Consider the following 17,203-nt stretch of genomic DNA (forward strand, 5'->3'; position numbering starts at 1 on the left):
TCTCCCCTTTTGTGTACTTAGTCTCTATGAATATTTAAGGACGATCCGCTTTGATGGTATCCAATTCCTGAATCATCTTACCAAGCACGCCGTTCACAAATTTACCGGAATCCTCAGTACCGAAATGCTTCGCTAAATCGATAGCTTCATTTACGGCTACCTTAGCCGGCACGTCATTTGAAAATACCATTTCAAAGGTGGCCAAGCGTAAAATTTGGCGATCGACCCGTGATAGGCGGCTCATTTGCCAGCCCTTCAAATAATGTTCAAGCAATTCATCGATGGCTACTTTGTGTTCCCAGACCCCATTTACATGCTCAACTACATAATGCTTCAGCTGAATTTCATCAGTAATGACACGCTCAGTCTCATTTTCCTCAGAAGCTTCCTCCAGCAGCATTTCTACCGCATCCGCACTTTCCACTTCATTCATTTCCATCTGATACAGGCTTTGGACAATAATCTCTCTTGCTATACGTCTTTTCATGTGTTCCTCCTACAATCTTATATCGCATTAAAATGTTGCCATTGAACCGCCGACTCAACTAGGGATAACTCATTATCAAAAGTACCGCTCTCAAAAGCTCATGTGATTACAATTAAAATATTAATTGTATTTCGCACAATTAAAAATCAGGAAAAGGCTTATGTAGTCTTGATTCCCGAGTTTAATTGTAAGAAATACGCTTCACACCCATTTAACATGTATTTCTGCTTCTAATTCGGCTCTTGTCAGCAAATTTCCCGAATCCGGACGAACCTAAACGTAAATAAAAAACCGCACAGCCTTCTTCCCGAGGCAACTAGCAACACAAACTTATACTTCCTGCTCCGGGAGTAAGACTATTTGCGGTTCATTTGAAGGGACGCCAGCGTTCGGACAGCCGCGTGATCAGTTCCCGCCATTGAACCAGCGGAGCCTGCGCTTTATCCTTTCGATTCCCAAGCGTATACCCGATGAACACTACCAGTGCAAAGAACAGCATATCCCAAAACCCGCTAATTAAATAAATCAATCCGAGAACGATGCCGGAGCTCACTCCGACTATTCTACCCCCGTGACTTCCCCATAATTCTTTCCAAGACATCAGGGAAACTCACCTCTATTCCACTCGACTTTTGAAACTTGGAGACTGTGTGAGGTTAGCAATATATACCGATACGTCAGCTACCGGAATTCCGGTAGTCTCTTGCACGAAATCATGTACCTGTCGTTGTACTTCTGTTGTGAGGAGCGGCAGAGAATGTTCTCCATCCACCACAGCACGAATCATGATCTCAAGACCTGCCTGGGATACACGTATCCGCGATTTCAGATCTCTGATTCCCTTTACTTTACCAGCGGCCTTAAGACTCAGGTTCTCAATGGTTTCCATGGAGATCTGGATATCACCATATTCAGTACGCTGATCCACCGAAGGCATAGAGGCACGGTCACGGCGCAGCGAGATATAGAAGAAACGAATGCTGAGCAGGAACAGGACAACGGCTGCAGTAATGGCAGCAATATAGGCAGTGGGCCCATCTTTAATCTCCAGAGTTCTAGGAATAGCGCCACTTAACAGGAGGATGGCTATAACAGATAATATTCCGATACTTAAGCTGTAGACAAACAGCAGAAGTCTGTCCAAAATTTTGGCCACGAGTCTCATAACCTCCTTAAATTAGAGTAAACCCTCGACTTTGCTGTCGGGGGTTTATGGAAGAACGGTGACTGTTATTTCACGCGCAAAACCACGTCTGTTTCCTCATTCTTGTCCACATTGTTGTTGTTTCTGAATTGCACATCATGGATGTGTACATTTACTTCAACAACAGTCAGACCGGTCATAGTCTCGATAGAACGCTTAACATTGCGCTGAATCTCTGCAGCCACTTCTGGAAGACGGTTACCGTATTCGATGATTACGGATACATCTACTGCAGCCTCACGTTGGCCAACCTCAACCTTAACTCCTTTGGATAGGTTCTTACGTCCAAGAAGCTCTACAATTCCTCCGGCAAACCCGCCGCTCATGCCAGCAACGCCTTTAACCTCAACCGTTGCCAAGCCTGCGATAACCTCGATCACTTCTGGAGCGATCTGAATTTCACCGATTTCCGTCCGTTCGTATTCAGTCGGTAATGTACTCATCTTAGACTTCACACCTTTCAACAAAAGTTGTTCATGATTTCAAGCGTAAAGCACGTCTCTTATTAAACATACTATATCATTTGACGAACTTTATGACAAACAAAGCGAAGTCGTCCTAAATTTCATATTCTTCCAGAAACTTAATATCAAAATTGCCTTCCAAAAATACTGGATGCTCCAGCAATTTCTGATGGAACGAAATCGTAGTATGTATGCCTTCTATTGCAAATTCAGCCAAAGCGCGCTTCATTTTGGCAATAGCTTCCTGGCGTGTCGGCGCCCAGACAATTAGCTTTGCAATCATGGAATCATAAAAAGGGGAAATCGTATACCCTGGATATGCTGCACTGTCAACTCTTACACCAAGCCCGCCGGGTGGAAGATAAAATCCTATTTTGCCTGGTGAAGGCATGAAATTCCGTTCAGGATCTTCCGCATTAATACGGCATTCGATCGACCAGCCGTTAATAACGATATCTTCCTGAGTAAAGGAAAGTGTGTTGCCTTCTGCAACAGAAATCATTTCCTTAATCAAATCCACCCCCGTAACCATTTCCGTTACTGGATGCTCGACCTGAATGCGAGTATTCATTTCCATGAAATAGAAGTGTCCATCGGGTCCAAGCAGAAATTCCAATGTTCCCGCTCCTGAATAATCAACTGCCAACGCTGCGCGGACTGCAGCTTTGCCCATGGCTTCACGGACATCCTGTGTCAATACAGAACAAGGTGCTTCTTCTAGCAGCTTCTGGCGGCGACGCTGCACGGAACAGTCCCGTTCGCCAAGATGAACTACATTACCATGGTTATCAGCAATAATCTGAATCTCAACATGCTTCATACCTGTCAGTAATTTCTCAAGGTAAACACCAGCATTGCCGAATGCCTTCTGCGCTTCCTGCTGAGCAGCTGTAATCTGCTTCACCAGAGACTCTTCATCCTCAGCTATACGAATACCTTTGCCTCCGCCACCTGCAGTAGCCTTAACAATAATTGGGTATCCGATATCTCGGGCTACCATAAGTGCTTCTTCAATATCATCTACAATCCCGTCAGAGCCTGGAATGATCGGAACTCCAGCCAACTTCATCGTTTCCTTCGCTACGGACTTATCACCCATGCGGTTTATCGCATCTGGAGAAGGTCCGATAAAGATAATATTGCAAGATTCACATATTTCTGCAAAATCTGCATTTTCAGCTAAAAATCCATAGCCTGGATGAATGGCATCGCATTCTGTTAAAGTAGCTACACTCATAATATTGGTAAAATTCAGATAGCTGTCTTTGGCCGCGGTTGGCCCGATGCAATAGGCTTCATCAGCCAAGCGAACATGCAACGAATCCCGGTCAGGCTCCGAATAGACCGCTACAGTTGAAATGCCGAGTTCACGGCAGGCCCTGATAATGCGGACCGCGATTTCACCGCGGTTAGCAATCAACACTTTTTGAATGTTCATGCGTTTCCTCCCAAAATTGTGCGAAGCTTACGCTCCTCATTATCTGCGGATGTTTATTCCGGTTTCACCAGAAACAGTGGCTGACCGTATTCTACAAGCTGACCGTTCTCAGCCAGTACAGACACGATTTCACCCTTAATCTCCGCTTCCAGCTCATTCATCAGCTTCATTGCTTCAATAATGCATACTGTTGATTTCTCACTGACACGGTCTCCCACATTTACAAATGACCCTAGCTCCGGAGATGCGGCGCTATAGAAAGTCCCCACCATTGGAGACACAATTTTATGTAATGTGCCTTCTACAGGAGTAGCCTGCGGCTGCGGTGCAGAAGGAGTCTCACTGGCTGCCGTATAAAAGACTGTTTGCGGGCTCTGCGGCTGCGGAGCATGCGTAAAGGGGTAGGCATAAGGAGTCGCCTGAATTGCTGATCCATCAGCTTCAGGGCGATCCGGTTTGCGAATAGCCAGCTTCATTCCTTCGCTTTCGATCTCCAACTCATGTACAGAGGAGGTCTGGTCCAGCAATTTAATTAATTCCTTAATTTCGCTTAACTTGAACATATATCAGTTCACTCCTTCAGCTTTCTCTCAAAGCCACTCTTCATCGCGGATAAGAAGAACCGGCTGCATCGTCCTTAAAGGGACGTTATCCGTTTCTTATAGAAATATAAGCAAAGTATAGCAGAAACTTATACTTTCTGATATTTCAAATAACTTTATGTATTATATCACAAACGCTAGAAATGGAAAGAGCCCGGGAGAACCCGAGCTCTTTCGTCAATTTCTTATGTTTTATGCACCACTCTTATTGCTCAGTGACATATTGTACACTTACTTTATCCTGGGATACACTCAACTCTTTCATCACTAGATCTACAATTCCTACGGCTTGTTTGACGTCCAGCTTGTCACTGAGAACCACAACTTTATAAGAATCTCCAGACTCCTCTTTCACAATTGCTTCACCGTATTTTTGTTGCAGTTGCTCTTCAATTCCGGTGATTTTAGATTCTTTTTCCTCCAGAGTACGGAGTTGCTCCTGAGCTACCGCGTTATCTGCTGGGGTCTTATCCATGTCATTGATTAAGGCGAGCAGATCATTTTGATCCTTCAGGTTCTTTTGCTCACGTTCGTAAAGATAGTTACTGAACAGGCTGCTTGCCGATACACTTTGGGAGGCTACTTCATCCAGGATCGCTGCATCATCTTTAGCCGGAGTCTTCTCCGTCGAAGTTGACGCTGTATCTGTTGCAGCTTTATCCGCAGCAGCTTTATCAGTAGCAACCTTATCAGAATCAGCCGCATTGGTGGCTGTTTGGTCAGATGTGGAATTTTCATCCGTTGCATTTGTAGCAGTTGTGTCAGTGGCAATGTTTCCTGGATCGGCACTATCGGTTGTACCGGTAGTGCTGTCATCCAGAATTGCGGAGCTGTCAGTATTGGCTGCGGCAGCATCGCTATTCTCAGCAGCAGTACTCGGATCGGCTGCTACATCGCCCTGAGTCACTACTTCATTGACAACAACACCTGTATCACCAACCGTTGGATCTGCCGCATCCGCATTATTTTTGGCTGAGTCCACCTGAATAGTACCTGCGGTTTCTTTCGGAACCGAAGCTCCAGAATCCTCTGTGAATAAATAGTATGCTGAAAGGACCACCATCAAGCTGAGCATGGAAACCAACCAAATTGTTTGTCTTTTTCCATTCATTGATTATTCCTCCTAAAATTTTAATGGAGCTTACACTCCCATGAATTACTTCGCAATTAAATGGCTTGTAAGCCTAGCCTTCTGCTATTCCTGCTTGCGCGGAACAACAGAAATGCGGTAGCTCGGCACATTCAGCCCTTTTTCAATGGCTTGTTCAATCAACCCTCGAACGACTTTGTTCTCAGCCCCTTTAGCCACAACAAGGACACCGCGCACCTGGGGTTTAATTCGCTTCGTGATGATTGGCGTCTCATCCCCTGATTGTGTGTAGGTGACGATTTCGCCATCCCTCGTATATTGTGTCGTATGCCGCTTGCCGCCGCTGGCATCAGTTTCCTCGCTAAGTTGCTGAGAATCATTCATATTGCGCTGCACGACAATTTCCTCTGTTGAGTCTACTGTGACCATGATATCGACTGTTCCGACGCCAACGATCTTCTCCAGAATCTCCTTCGTCCGATTCTCCATGGCTTCTTCAATACTGTCGAATGAATTTGGCGTTGTAGTCTCACCCTGCACTAATGCAGATTGTGTGGATGGATTCACTGGCGGCTCCCGCCCCGTATTCTCACTGTCCAGCTTCTTCACATTGACGAAGGAGTTGAACAGCATAATCGCCGTACCCAGCAGACCCAGAATAATCAGCCAACGAAAGGTATGACTTCGCTTCGGACTTCCTGCTCCGCCCCCGGCCCACTGCTCCAGCTTTTTCAACCAATTGCCCACTCTATCCCTCCTAAAAATTCTTCGCTTATAAATCAGATCTGTAAGCATCCATCTATATAGTTCAAGCATCAGAGTATAAGGTTCAAAGTTTGGTGTCACTGCTGCTCTTGCCTTGCACCTGAATAACTCCGGGAGCCAGGTCCCATTTCTGCTCTAATAGCTTGATAATTGAATCAGCCTCATCTGCTGCGTTACTGTCAGCTTCATTGCTTCCATTTGCTGCTGCCGACTCGGCTCCAACTGCTGTTCCGGTCTCTTCTGTGTCTGGGGTAGTCTCTACTGTGATCTGGACTTCCTCCACTGGTGGAATAACAATCGGCTCTGCAGTTGTTGTTTCCGTAGTTGTGGGACTGCTAGTTCCAGTAGCTCCTCCAGTTGCTGATGGCAAGGAAACGCTCACCGAAGAAATCACGGGGACGTCTTGGCCAATAGTTGCATCAGCGGCTTTTCCCATTCCCAGTTTCACTGTAACTTGTGCCCCACGCACTCCGGTCTCACTGGTAATTTGATCTCTCATCTGACCGGCTATCTCATCTGCAGCCAGCTTCAGGCTTTGCTCCTGGCGCCCCTTAGCCAGCATCTGTCCATCCGCCAGAATCTTCTGCAGCGAATCGTCTCCTTGTTTCGCTCCAGCGAGCAGTCCGCCATCTTTCTCCTGATTTGCCATGGCAACACTTAGCTCTGAAGCAGCGTCCCCCTTCAGTAGGGAAACAATCGGGCTCAGCATGGTGAGCAGTACCAGCAAACTGAGCACCAGCCTGGCGTAACGCTCCATGGACTTACTTGGAAGCAGCATTTCCACGAAAGCTGCCAGCAGCACAACCAGAATGATCTCCCGCAGCCACCCGCCTAACCAGGTCATGGTTACCCTCCTAAACTCATTGCGAAATATAGTCTTAAACTCACCTCATCATGACGGTGACATTTCCGGCAGTCAGCATAATCGTGACCGCCATAAAAAACATTAACGATACAGCAGCCAATGCGGCGAAAACATAAATCATGCTTTTGCCGATAGTCTGCAAGCAGCTTACAATTGGTGTTTCTCCCAGCGGCTGCATTACCGCAGCGGCCACATTGTAGATGAGGGCCAGCACCAATATTTTGATCGCTGGAAAAGCACAAATAAACAAAATGATAATGACACCCGACAGCCCGATGGCGTTCTTCACCAGCAGTGATGCCGAGATTACTGTATCTGTAGCATCTGCGAACATTTTGCCGATGACCGGCACGAAATTGCCTGTTATATATTTAGCGGCCCGGATCGTGACCCCATCCGTTACGGATGCGGTAATTCCTCGGACTGAAATCACGCCCAAGAACACGGTCAGCAGCACTCCCAGCAGTCCCGCTCCAATATTGCGCAGCAGATTGGCCAGCTGGGTCAGCTTATATTTCTCCGACAATGCGCTGACCAGATGCAACACCGCCGAGAAAAACAGCAGTGGGAAGACCACAGTATGGATCAGAGTACCCACCGTATGAATCATAAAAACAATCAACGGATGGGTCACTGAGACGGTAACGACATTGCCCATAGAAGCCAAAAGCGCAAACAGCAGTGGAATCATGGCCATCATGAAGTCGATCATCCGGTCGATTGCATCCTGCGCATACCCTATCGATATATTGAAGCTGTTAACAGCGATCACTAGCACGACCATGTAACAGAGCGTATAAGCTACCTTACTGACTGTTTTTCGTTCAAAAGCGGTCTGTAGCGTCTCCAGAATCATGCTGAGCACACTGATCATGACAATCGTCACCAGCAGCTTGCCGTTATACAGCACTTCATGCCACATGTAGCCCATTAGACCGGATAACACACCTTGAAAGCTAAGCCCCTTATCCCCTGGAAGCAGCATGTCCATAAGTGAAGGGGTGGCTCCATCGGGGAAAAATCCGCCGTAATCCTTCATCAGCTGATCCCAGTACAGCTCAACTCCGTCCTTAGGCAGGTCCTGCACTTGGCTCCTCACCCATTTATCGACGGGAGAGGTGGAGTCAGAGTCAGTAGAGGAAGAGCTGACAGGAGAGGCCTGAACAGTCCCAGCGCACCAAAGGAAGAATAAGCAAGGAAGCAGCAACAGTATCATTTTTAATTTGGGAGGCCGAAAAACACTGCGCTCTTGCATGACTTCTCCTCCTGTAGCCGACTGGCAAATCATATTTATCGTTCAAGCAGGCAAAAGCTTCATCACAGTTTCGATAATAATGCTGATAATGGGTACGGCCAGTACCATAATGAGCACTTTGCCTGCGAGCTCAATTTTGGAGGCGATGCCTTCCTGACCTGCGTCACGTACAATCTGGGCTCCGAATTCCGCGATATACGAAATGCCGATGATTTTAAACACGGTTTTCAGATAGATCATTTCCATCCCCGAGGATTCTGCCACCCGTTCCAGCGTAGAGAGAATCATCCCAATCTTGCCCATCAGGAACAGAAAGATCATAATGCCTGTTGCCGTAGCGAGCAGAAAGGCGAACAGTGGCTTTTGTTCCTTGAGAATAAGGATAAGGATGGTCGACATCAGCCCGATTCCAACAACTTGAATGATTTCCATAGCACACCCTATTGAAAAAGAAAGATCGTTTTTATTTCCTGGAGCAATCCATCCAGCATGCGGATCACCATAAACAACACAACGATAAATCCGACGATCGTCACCCAATGAGCCATATCTTCTTTGCCCATCTGCTTAAGCACCGTGTGGATCATGGCTATAATGATGCCGATGCCGGCAATTTGAAAGATGGCGTTGACTTCAATATTCATTCCTGGCACCTCGCTAAAAGATCAAAATGACGATCAATGCTCCAAGCAGCAGACCCAGGCTTTTACTCATTTTTTCATACTTGCCCTGATCCTCTCTGGCCATTGTTTCCTCCTGCTTCAATTGCTGCAAAGCCAGTGCGATATGGGTACTCTGATTCGTCCTGTCGCTTGTACCCAGCGTGCAGCTAAGCTGTCGGAGAATCTCCTTCTCTGTCCCCTTCATTGCGGTCGTCTTCCAATGCGCTTCCATCACCCGCTGAAAAGCATCCTGAGCACTCCGGTCATGCGGAGGACTCATCTCTTCGGCGGCTTTGACAAAAAACCACTTTAGCGGTTCTCTGGACTGCAGCCCGATCCGCCTCATAGCTTCCGGCAGCGGTGTGAACCCATACATAATTTCGGTCTCCAGCCGTTGTAGAGCGGCGATTAAGCCGCGAATGTGCTGCGGCCTGTCCGCATACTGCCGAGCACGCTGGAATCCTGCCAGCGTACCTGCAAGCACGATCAGTACGGCCCCAAACAACTTAAGCATGAAGGTCACCCCCTATTCGCTCCTCCGCAGAGACCAGCAGCAGCCCTCGTTTCTGGCTGTCGAGAATTCGAAAGGAGAGTCCCGCTTCTGAGCGGTGCAGGATCACATACCGTTCGAACATCTGATGCTCCAGCAATCCACCTAGGCCTGGCCTACGAGCCAGCTCGGACACTTCCTTGCCGTGTGCAGAGGCCACAACGGATATTCCGGCATGCAGCGCCTCCGTCACGGCCTCAGCGTCCTCAGGACGGCCAATCTCATCGGCGATTAATACATCCGGCGAGAGCGAGCGTATCATCATCATCATGCCTTCCGCTTTGGGGCAACCATCCAGAATATCTGTGCGCGGGCCGACGTCAAAGGCGGGAATACCGCGTCTGCTGCCGGCAATTTCCGAACGTTCATCAACAATTCCAACCTTCAGCCCAGGCCGTACGCCCTCCCGCTTACTTTGTACACCAGTGGAGATTTGCCTTGCCAGGTCACGCAGCAGGGTTGTCTTACCGTGCTGAGGTGGCGATAGGATCAGTGTATGCATAATCCGCTGCCGCCCCTTGTCCAGCAGATAAGGCAGCACACCATCGGCGATGCCGGGTACAGCACGGGCAATCCGTACATTGAAGCTGGTAATATCGCGCAAGTGCTCCACGCCACCACCGCTCAGCACCGTTCGACCAGCCAGTCCAATCCGATGCCCACCGGGAATCGTGATGAAGCCTTTGCGCAGCTCTTCCTCCATCGTGTACAGGGAATGGTTGCTGATCAGATCCAGCAGCCGGTGAGTGTCTTCCCGATCCGGCTTGTAGGCTTCTTCTGGAATCTGTGTCAGGCTGCCATCCCCGGACAGAAAGTGATACCTTCCGGAATAATTAATTTCAAGCGGACGGTTTTCGCGGACACGTATTTCCTCGACCATCCCAAGCAGTGGGCTGGGGAGTGTTTGGAGCAAAGCTCGCACTTTTTCAGGAAACAATTGAAGCCAATCGTTAGCCATACCATGAACCCCCAAGTTGTCCTCTACTTCATTTGCTTTAATCCATATTTATGCTTGTACGTGTCGTTTATGACTATCATCTATCATTTTTTCAGAATACCGATTAAGAGAAAGGCCACTCCACAGCCGATCCAACCAATCTTGCTCCATGAAAGCTGCTGGGTCATCCCTGTAAGGCCAATGGTTGTAGTCAAGATCAATACAGTCGGACCTACCAGTGCCAGCGCCGAATTCACTGCCAACGCCTTGTCCACCTGATTCAAGCGCAGCATAAGAAGTGCAGCTGAAATTTCCACACTGCCCGATATGATCCGCAGCACTGCCATCCAGCTCACATACTTGTCCAATCTGCTCAACTCCTTTTTATTGATTTAAGCCCCAGACTTATGCCTTCAATCGCTACTAATAGCGGCTATTATCCATGGTTATGCGGGACAGGCCAACTTTAGACAATTAAAAGTGTGAAAGAAATCATAGAGCTTCCAGCAATAAAAAAATATCATCAGTATGATAAAATAAACTTTGCATGTGCTTAAAAAGCAGAAAGGCAAATATAAGGACCTCAGATAGGTTAAACTTATACTTCCTAATCTTTTGAACAGAGTTAGTTGTAAAAACACAAGAAAAAAGGGGATTTTTGTTATGCACGTTCGTAATTACGGAGTACCGCTCGTTACTGGGACTGTGGCCAAACAAGTTCGGGAAATTGTCATTATCATTTTCTCGGCCTTTCTGGTAGCAAGCGGGCTTCGGTTATTTCTCATTCCTCACCAGCTTTTAAGTGGCGGGGTAGCCGGGGTGGCTTCCGTAGCCGGTTATTTAACGAATCCAAAGTTTATCTCGCTTATTTATTTTGCTATTAACCTTCCTATTCTTATCTGGGGCTTTATCGTTGTAGGCAAGAAATATATTTGTTTAAGCATGCTATCCGTTCTAGCCACGACCTGGTTTCTGAACATTATTCCTGTGGTGCAGTTGACCAAGGACCCCATTCTGGCGAGTATATTCGGCGGGGTAATCATTGCAGGCGGAGTGGGTTTCTCACTGCGTGCTGGAGGTTCATCCGGTGGATTTGACATATTAGGCTCTATTATTACCCGTAAGCATGATATCCCGATGGGGAGCGTACTCTTTGTAATGGACGGGCTCGTTATTCTAAGTCTTGGATTCTTCAAAAGCTGGGACTCTGCACTGTACGCCATGCTCTGTATTTTCGTCAAGAGCAGAGTGGTGGATATGATCCATATCCGCCACGTGAAATTGACCTGCTTCATTGTTACGAAGGAGCGGGATAAAATGCTGGAGTCCCTCACACGCCTGCCACACGGCGTCACAGTCGTCAATACTGAGGGTGGCTATAGTCACGAAGGCAATGCGATGTTGATGACTGTTACAACCCGCTATGAGCTGGCAACCCTGCGAAAGACCATTCTGGAGACAGATCCCAAATCATTTGTGAACGTGCTGCAGACGGTGGAGATCGTAGGTAGATTTCGGAGAATGGTTTAGCAAAAACACACAAAAACAGGGATGTCCCAAAGCCAATAAAGGCTTCAGGACATCCCTGTTTCATTTCAGTTGCAGTGTTTAACGGCGATCCTGTGGACCACCAACGAAGGCCTGCTCAGTTGTATCTAAGTTGTAAGCGGTGTGAAGCGCCTGAATGATATGTTGCAGATTACCGGATTCAATCACGCAGGATACCTTGATCTCGGAGGTGCTGACCATCTTGATACTAACGCCCTGCTTGGAGATGACTTCGAACATTTGAGCGGCAACGCCAGGGTGGCTGACCATGCCTGCACCCACGATAGATACCTTCACGAGGTTATCCTCAGAGGTAACTTCACTATAAGGCAAAGTTGCATGCATTTGCTCGATCACTTCTTTAGCCCGCTCCATATCATCCAAAGAGACGGTGAAGGAGAAGTCAGCCTTCTTATTCTGCACACCGCTCTGTACGATAATATCTACGTCAACGCCCTCTTCCGCCAGCTTGCCGAAGACTTGCGCCAGCACGCCTGGCATATCGGGCACTCCCAAAATACTAATACGTGCTACATTCTTGTCATATGCAATTCCGCTGACTACAACTCCCTGCTCCATGCTCGCTTCCTCCTTCACAACGGTACCTTCATTAGTGTTGAAGCTTGATCTGACGACCAGCTTTACTTGATGACGTTTGGCGTATTCCACGGCACGCGGATGCAAGACTGCTGCGCCCAGATTGGCCAGCTCCAGCATTTCGTCATAAGAGATTTCCTTCAGCTTACGCGCACTTTTCACGATGCGCGGGTCTGTGGAATAAATGCCGTCTACATCCGTATAGATCTCACATACATCAGCTTTGATCGCTGCAGCCAGCGCTACCGCTGTCGTATCCGAGCCTCCACGTCCAAGAGTTGTAATCTCCCCATCGAGCGTCATTCCCTGAAAACCAGCTACAATAACAATTCGATTCTTTTCCAGTGATTCCAGTACGCGCCGCGGTACAATTTCATTAATACGGGCACGTCCGTGTGTATCATCCGTACGGAATCCGGCCTGCCAGCCTGTATAAGAAACAGCATCCCGTCCGATCCCGTGAAGAGCGATGGACAACAGCGCTACAGAGATTTGTTCTCCCGTCGTCATCAGCATATCCATTTCACGTGCGGGCGGCTGCCCGTTCAGTTGCTTCGCCTGATCGATCAATTCATCTGTTGTATCGCCCATGGCGGATACAACCACAACGCAGTGATGCCCCTCGTCCTGCTTGTCTGCGATGCGCTTGGCGACTCGTTTCATGCGTTCAGTGTCGCCGACGGAGCTGCCTCCGAATTTCATAACATAAAGTGACAAAGTCCAATTCACTCCCTATTTCGGTCTATGTAGTAGCATACCTTTTGGTTTCACGCTTTAAACCAGTATAATACGAAATTAGTGAATTGCGTTAATGGTTTCACAAAAAAAATCAAAGATTGTTCTCGTAAAACAGCAAAAACCTCCACCGCAAAAAGCGGGGAGGCAGGTTCACTGAGAATTATTCAAGAAGAAACGGATAATTTAACATGTGAAACATATAAATTCTTATCTTTCAAAAAGAAACGGTTATCTACGCACGGGAGATGTATTTACCTTCACGGGTGTCGATAAGCAGAACATCATCTTCGTTAATGAAAAGAGGAACCTGAACGTTCAGGCCCGTTTCCACTTTGGCGAATTTAGTCGCGCCTTGAGCTGTATTCCCTTTAATTCCTGGCTCCGTTTCCACAACCTTCAACTCAACGCTGGTAGGAAGGTTAATGCCAAGAATTTCGCCTTTGTAGCTGACGATGTTAACAGTCATGTTTTCTCTGATGAAGTTAAGTTCCCATTCCAGCTGTTTAGCATCCAGTGTGAACTGGTCATAGGTCTCGTTGTCCATGAAGACATGATCTTGACCACTTGCATACAGGTACTGCACGGCACGGTTCTCAATAATTGCCCGGCCAATGGTTTCGCCTGCACGGAAGGTTTTTTCTACGGTGTTGCCGTTACGCAGGTTTTTAAGCTTGGAGCGCACAAATGCCGCACCTTTACCTGGTTTAACGTGCTGGAAATCGATAACAGTGTAAATATCTCCGTCTACCTCAACGGTTAATCCTGTTTTGAAATCGTTAACTGAAATCACTAAGAATCCCTCCATAATATCAATAATAAAAAAGCGGGTTTACAGTACCGTGTAGTCTTTGGATGAATGTGTCAGCAGGGAAATCCCGCTTTCAGTGATCACAATGTCGTCTTCGATGCGGACGCCACCAATACCCGGCAAATAAATACCCGGTTCAACAGTCACGACCATACCCGGCTCCATCACTTCATCGCTAAGCTTGGACAATCGCGGCCATTCATGCACTTCCATGCCCAGGCCATGACCCGTACTGTGTCCGAAATACTCTCCGTACCCGTAGCGGACAATAATGTCACGCGCCAAGGCGTCGCATTCCCGGCCCGTCATACCTGGTTTGATATGTGCCAGGGCATGCAGTTGAGCTTCCAGCACAATATCGTAGATCTCTTTCAGCTTGGGATCAGGAGATCCCAAGGCTATGGTCCGGGTCACGTCCGAGCAGTACCCGTCCAATAATGCACCGAAATCGAAGGTTACGAATTCATTACCTTTAATTACACGGCTGCTTGCTACGCCATGCGGCATTGCTGAACGTTCACCAGAAGCCACAATGGTATCGAACGAGGAAGAAGTTGCACCATGAGTGCGCATGTAGAATTCCATTTCCAGATCCACATCGCGCTCGGTCATACCTGGTTTGATTACATTCAGAATATGACTGAAGGTAGCATCTGCCAGATCTGCTGCCCGCCCCATAACGGCAAGCTCCTCTTGATCCTTGAATGTGCGCAGATTCTCTACAGCTTTGGAGACTGGAATCAATACTGCCTCCTTCAAGGCTTCCGCATAAGCGGTATAAGCGCTGAAAGTTACATCCTCCTGTTCAAAGCCAATCCGTACATTTTCGCCCGCAGGCAGCAGTTCGCGAATGGTATCGATGAACTTCGGACCGTGCTCTACAACCTTTACTCCCGCTGCTTGTTCAGCAGCCTGTGTCATATACCTGAAGTCAGTCAGCAGATAACAGTCATCACCGGTGACCAGCACATAACCGGACGAGCCGGTGAAGCCACTTAAATAGCGGCGGTTAATGCCGCTGGTTATTAACATCGCTTCCAATCCATGATCCTGCAAAACCTTACGTAGCTTGGAGATACGCTTGTTGCCCATTTTCATTCTCCTCTCGAAATAGCCACATTGTATTTTAACATAGGGATATGCCCTTGAGAAGTTTTTTCGGGGCGTCAGGCAAGTCTTGTCATTTGCTCACGCTTTCGTTCATCTGTGTATTCAATGGCTGCCGTGTAGCCAATGAACAGTCCCCAGAGCAAAAAGACACAAAATTCACTGATAATAGAGTTCCAAGGCAGCCGGAATGGCCGCTGCATCAGGAAGTATTGCGATCCTGCCAGAAATAAAACCGACCACCAGAGAACCCCATATATCATTCCAGGCCAAGGCCCCTTCAGTTTGCGCAGGATAAGCACATACAGTAAGGATACCACTACTGAGAATCCGATAAAAAATAAATATCCAAGCAGATGCCCTGCTGGAGTCATCAAGAAATCATGCTTAAAAAAGGGCTCTGCCAAAAAACCGGGGATGACCTTGGTAAAATGTAAGGTATACATGAGCCAGCGGGCCCCTCCCCATATTAGACCTGCAAAATAACCTAACTCCAAAGCAAATATCCAGGGGTTGGTAGGATCGGATTTCTGTTGATGTGACTTACTCATAGGGCAACCTCACTTTCATTTATAGTTACCACGAATGGCCTCTTGATCTCTCTAACAACTAGTATGTACAGCAAAAGCCAATCCAACTAGTAATACAGTCAAAAATTAGTTACAATGAATTATATATAAACCATTTTAATTACAGGAAGGTGAATGGGTTGTCCCAAGAAACTCCAAGTTACGGCGGCCAAGCCGTTATCGAAGGCGTTATGTTCGGCGGCAAGCACATTAACGTAACAGCCGTACGGCGGAAGAATCAGGAAATCACATTTTTGGAGGTGCCGAAGAGCGATAAGAGCTGGGTCATTAAACTGCGCAAGATTCCACTGCTTCGCGGCATTGTCAGTATTATAGATTCCAGCGCCAAAGGCTCCAAGCACCTGAATTATTCAGCGGAAGCCTATGCCGATGATGAAGTGGAGCCAGAGGATCGAGCCAAGCAGATTGAGAAGCAGAAGAAAAAAGATGAGGGCTGGAGTCTTGGAATGATTTTTGGCGTAGCCGTCATGGGGATTCTCTCTTTTCTGATCGGAAAGGTCATTTTCACGCTTGTGCCGGTATTCGTTGAAGATTTTTTATTCAAGAATGTTTTTGATAACTATATTCTGCACAACCTCGTAGAGGGTGGTATTAAACTGTTGCTGCTGTTAGTTTATTTATGGGGTATCTCCCAGACCCCTGTTATCAAACGGTTGTTTCAGTATCACGGAGCCGAGCATAAGGTTATCAGCGCCTTTGAGGCTGGTGAAGAACTGATCCCAAGCAAAGTACAGAAGTACAGCCGTTTGCATTACCGATGCGGAAGCAGCTTTATGATGCTGACCATTATACTGGGCGTTATTATTTACTCGGTAATTCCTTGGGATAATCTTATGGAGCGGGTATTGCAACGAATTGTTCTGATTCCGGTTGTCATTGGTATATCCTTTGAGGTCTTAAAAGGAACTAATGCTGTGAAGGGTATTCCGGGTCTGAAGTATCTGGGCTATCCTGGATTGTGGCTACAGTTGCTCACAACCAAAGAACCCAATGAGGAACAGTTGGAAGTATCCATCGCTTCCTTCAATCGTATGCGTGAGCTTGATGCTGAGATTGAAGCTAGAGGTTATACGGAGGCAAGTGTGTCAGGCGTCATATTGGATCCTGCGAAAGGATGAGGCCCTTTTGATCAGACATGCTTTAATATTCTGGAGTGCAGTGGCACTCGCAATAGTGGGTTTTTTAACAGGGCTCTTGGATCAAGGCATTGGTTCGCTAAGGAATTTATTATTCCCCTTGCTGCTGCTTGCGGTTGTTTTTTATGCCTACAAAATAGCTCCGGCACGATCTGCACGCAGCACTAGCAGCAGCGGATCGAAGACACAAGTCAAGCCTTCACAGAAGACTATGGCTAAGGTGGCCGGCAAACGTAAGGGCCAGGGTACCTCTGGCAAACGTAAAAGCTATCCTTTCCAGGTGATCGAAGGCAGTAAAGGGAAGAACGATGAGAATTTACCGAAATATCACTAAAGCTTAAAAGGCATCCTCACGTTGTT

The 17,203-nt window shown here is 47.4% G+C and carries 22 protein-coding genes; 3 read left to right on the plus strand and 19 right to left on the minus strand.

Features of this window, described 5'->3' with window-relative positions:
* Positions 1-34 precede the first annotated feature (34 nt).
* The 15 genes from nusB to GJB61_RS11175 form a co-directional block, all read right to left on the minus strand.
* Positions 35-487 carry a transcription antitermination factor NusB gene (gene nusB / locus GJB61_RS11105; RefSeq protein ID WP_154118564.1) on the minus strand — a complete coding sequence of 151 codons (453 nt, stop codon included), beginning with the start codon at positions 485-487 and terminating at the stop codon, positions 35-37.
* 367 nt (positions 488-854) lie between these two features.
* Positions 855-1,088 carry a DUF2273 domain-containing protein gene (locus tag GJB61_RS11110; protein WP_154118565.1) on the minus strand — a complete coding sequence of 78 codons (234 nt, stop codon included), beginning with the start codon at positions 1,086-1,088 and terminating at the stop codon, positions 855-857.
* 15 nt (positions 1,089-1,103) lie between these two features.
* The gene (gene amaP, locus GJB61_RS11115; protein ID WP_338115757.1) at positions 1,104-1,643 is read right to left on the minus strand and encodes an alkaline shock response membrane anchor protein AmaP; all 540 of its coding nucleotides are present in this window, start codon (positions 1,641-1,643) and stop codon (positions 1,104-1,106) included.
* A gap of 74 nt (positions 1,644-1,717) precedes the next feature.
* Positions 1,718-2,134, minus strand: coding sequence for an Asp23/Gls24 family envelope stress response protein (locus GJB61_RS11120; protein ID WP_154118567.1), 417 nt, complete (start codon positions 2,132-2,134; stop codon positions 1,718-1,720).
* A 115-nt stretch (positions 2,135-2,249) separates the two neighbouring features.
* Positions 2,250-3,593: an acetyl-CoA carboxylase biotin carboxylase subunit gene (accC, locus tag GJB61_RS11125; protein WP_154118568.1), complete on the minus strand. Its 1,344-nt coding sequence runs from the start codon at positions 3,591-3,593 to the stop codon at positions 2,250-2,252.
* Positions 3,594-3,646: 53 nt separating this feature from the next.
* Positions 3,647-4,156, minus strand: a complete 510-nt coding sequence (gene accB, locus GJB61_RS11130) for an acetyl-CoA carboxylase biotin carboxyl carrier protein (RefSeq protein ID WP_154118569.1) — start codon at positions 4,154-4,156, stop codon at positions 3,647-3,649.
* A gap of 244 nt (positions 4,157-4,400) precedes the next feature.
* Positions 4,401-5,306, minus strand: coding sequence for a SpoIIIAH-like family protein (locus tag GJB61_RS11135; protein WP_154118570.1), 906 nt, complete (start codon positions 5,304-5,306; stop codon positions 4,401-4,403).
* An 84-nt stretch (positions 5,307-5,390) separates the two neighbouring features.
* On the minus strand, positions 5,391-6,032 hold the full coding sequence (gene spoIIIAG, locus GJB61_RS11140; protein WP_338115758.1) for a stage III sporulation protein AG: 642 nt from the start codon (positions 6,030-6,032) through the stop codon (positions 5,391-5,393).
* An 82-nt stretch (positions 6,033-6,114) separates the two neighbouring features.
* Complete coding sequence (gene spoIIIAF / locus GJB61_RS11145; RefSeq protein ID WP_154118571.1) at positions 6,115-6,894, minus strand: stage III sporulation protein AF; 780 nt, start codon at positions 6,892-6,894, stop codon at positions 6,115-6,117.
* A gap of 40 nt (positions 6,895-6,934) precedes the next feature.
* Positions 6,935-8,170, minus strand: a complete 1,236-nt coding sequence (gene spoIIIAE, locus GJB61_RS11150) for a stage III sporulation protein AE (protein ID WP_154118572.1) — start codon at positions 8,168-8,170, stop codon at positions 6,935-6,937.
* Between the two features lie 42 nt (positions 8,171-8,212).
* Positions 8,213-8,602, minus strand: a complete 390-nt coding sequence (gene spoIIIAD, locus GJB61_RS11155) for a stage III sporulation protein AD (RefSeq protein ID WP_154118573.1) — start codon at positions 8,600-8,602, stop codon at positions 8,213-8,215.
* 8 nt (positions 8,603-8,610) lie between these two features.
* On the minus strand, positions 8,611-8,814 hold the full coding sequence (gene spoIIIAC, locus GJB61_RS11160; RefSeq protein WP_154118574.1) for a stage III sporulation protein AC: 204 nt from the start codon (positions 8,812-8,814) through the stop codon (positions 8,611-8,613).
* Between the two features lie 13 nt (positions 8,815-8,827).
* A complete protein-coding gene (spoIIIAB, locus tag GJB61_RS11165) occupies positions 8,828-9,346 on the minus strand; it encodes a stage III sporulation protein SpoIIIAB (protein ID WP_154118575.1) in 519 nt (172 codons plus the stop codon).
* The gene (spoIIIAA, locus tag GJB61_RS11170) at positions 9,339-10,340 is read right to left on the minus strand and encodes a stage III sporulation protein AA (RefSeq protein ID WP_154118576.1); all 1,002 of its coding nucleotides are present in this window, start codon (positions 10,338-10,340) and stop codon (positions 9,339-9,341) included. Before spoIIIAA ends, spoIIIAB begins: the two co-directional genes overlap by 8 nt.
* 83 nt (positions 10,341-10,423) lie before the next feature.
* Positions 10,424-10,687 carry a YqhV family protein gene (locus GJB61_RS11175; protein ID WP_420819741.1) on the minus strand — a complete coding sequence of 88 codons (264 nt, stop codon included), beginning with the start codon at positions 10,685-10,687 and terminating at the stop codon, positions 10,424-10,426.
* A gap of 295 nt (positions 10,688-10,982) precedes the next feature.
* Between GJB61_RS11175 and GJB61_RS11180 the strand changes: the two genes are divergently transcribed.
* On the plus strand, positions 10,983-11,849 hold the full coding sequence (locus tag GJB61_RS11180) for a YitT family protein (RefSeq protein ID WP_154118577.1): 867 nt from the start codon (positions 10,983-10,985) through the stop codon (positions 11,847-11,849).
* Positions 11,850-11,927: 78 nt separating this feature from the next.
* On the opposite strand, the gene GJB61_RS11185 is transcribed toward GJB61_RS11180, so the two are convergent.
* The 4 genes from GJB61_RS11185 to GJB61_RS11200 all read right to left on the minus strand — a co-directional run bounded on the left by GJB61_RS11185 (position 11,928) and on the right by GJB61_RS11200 (position 15,668).
* The gene (locus GJB61_RS11185; RefSeq protein WP_154118578.1) at positions 11,928-13,181 is read right to left on the minus strand and encodes an aspartate kinase; all 1,254 of its coding nucleotides are present in this window, start codon (positions 13,179-13,181) and stop codon (positions 11,928-11,930) included.
* A 253-nt stretch (positions 13,182-13,434) separates the two neighbouring features.
* Positions 13,435-13,992, minus strand: coding sequence for an elongation factor P (efp, locus tag GJB61_RS11190; RefSeq protein WP_087917138.1), 558 nt, complete (start codon positions 13,990-13,992; stop codon positions 13,435-13,437).
* Between the two features lie 39 nt (positions 13,993-14,031).
* Entirely contained in the window at positions 14,032-15,102 is a 1,071-nt protein-coding gene (locus GJB61_RS11195; protein WP_154118580.1) for a M24 family metallopeptidase, read from the minus strand.
* A gap of 74 nt (positions 15,103-15,176) precedes the next feature.
* Complete coding sequence (locus GJB61_RS11200) at positions 15,177-15,668, minus strand: YqhR family membrane protein (protein ID WP_154118581.1); 492 nt, start codon at positions 15,666-15,668, stop codon at positions 15,177-15,179.
* 209 nt (positions 15,669-15,877) lie between these two features.
* On the opposite strand from GJB61_RS11200, the gene GJB61_RS11205 reads away from it, so the two are divergent.
* Both GJB61_RS11205 and GJB61_RS11210 read left to right on the plus strand, forming a co-directional pair.
* Positions 15,878-16,825, plus strand: coding sequence for a DUF1385 domain-containing protein (locus GJB61_RS11205; RefSeq protein WP_154118862.1), 948 nt, complete (start codon positions 15,878-15,880; stop codon positions 16,823-16,825).
* Between the two features lie 7 nt (positions 16,826-16,832).
* Positions 16,833-17,177, plus strand: coding sequence for a hypothetical protein (locus GJB61_RS11210; RefSeq protein ID WP_154118582.1), 345 nt, complete (start codon positions 16,833-16,835; stop codon positions 17,175-17,177).
* The last annotated feature ends 26 nt before the right edge of the window (positions 17,178-17,203 follow it).

Source organism: Paenibacillus monticola, assembly GCF_009664975.1.
In the GTDB taxonomy this organism is placed as follows: domain Bacteria; phylum Bacillota; class Bacilli; order Paenibacillales; family Paenibacillaceae; genus Paenibacillus_AQ; species Paenibacillus_AQ monticola.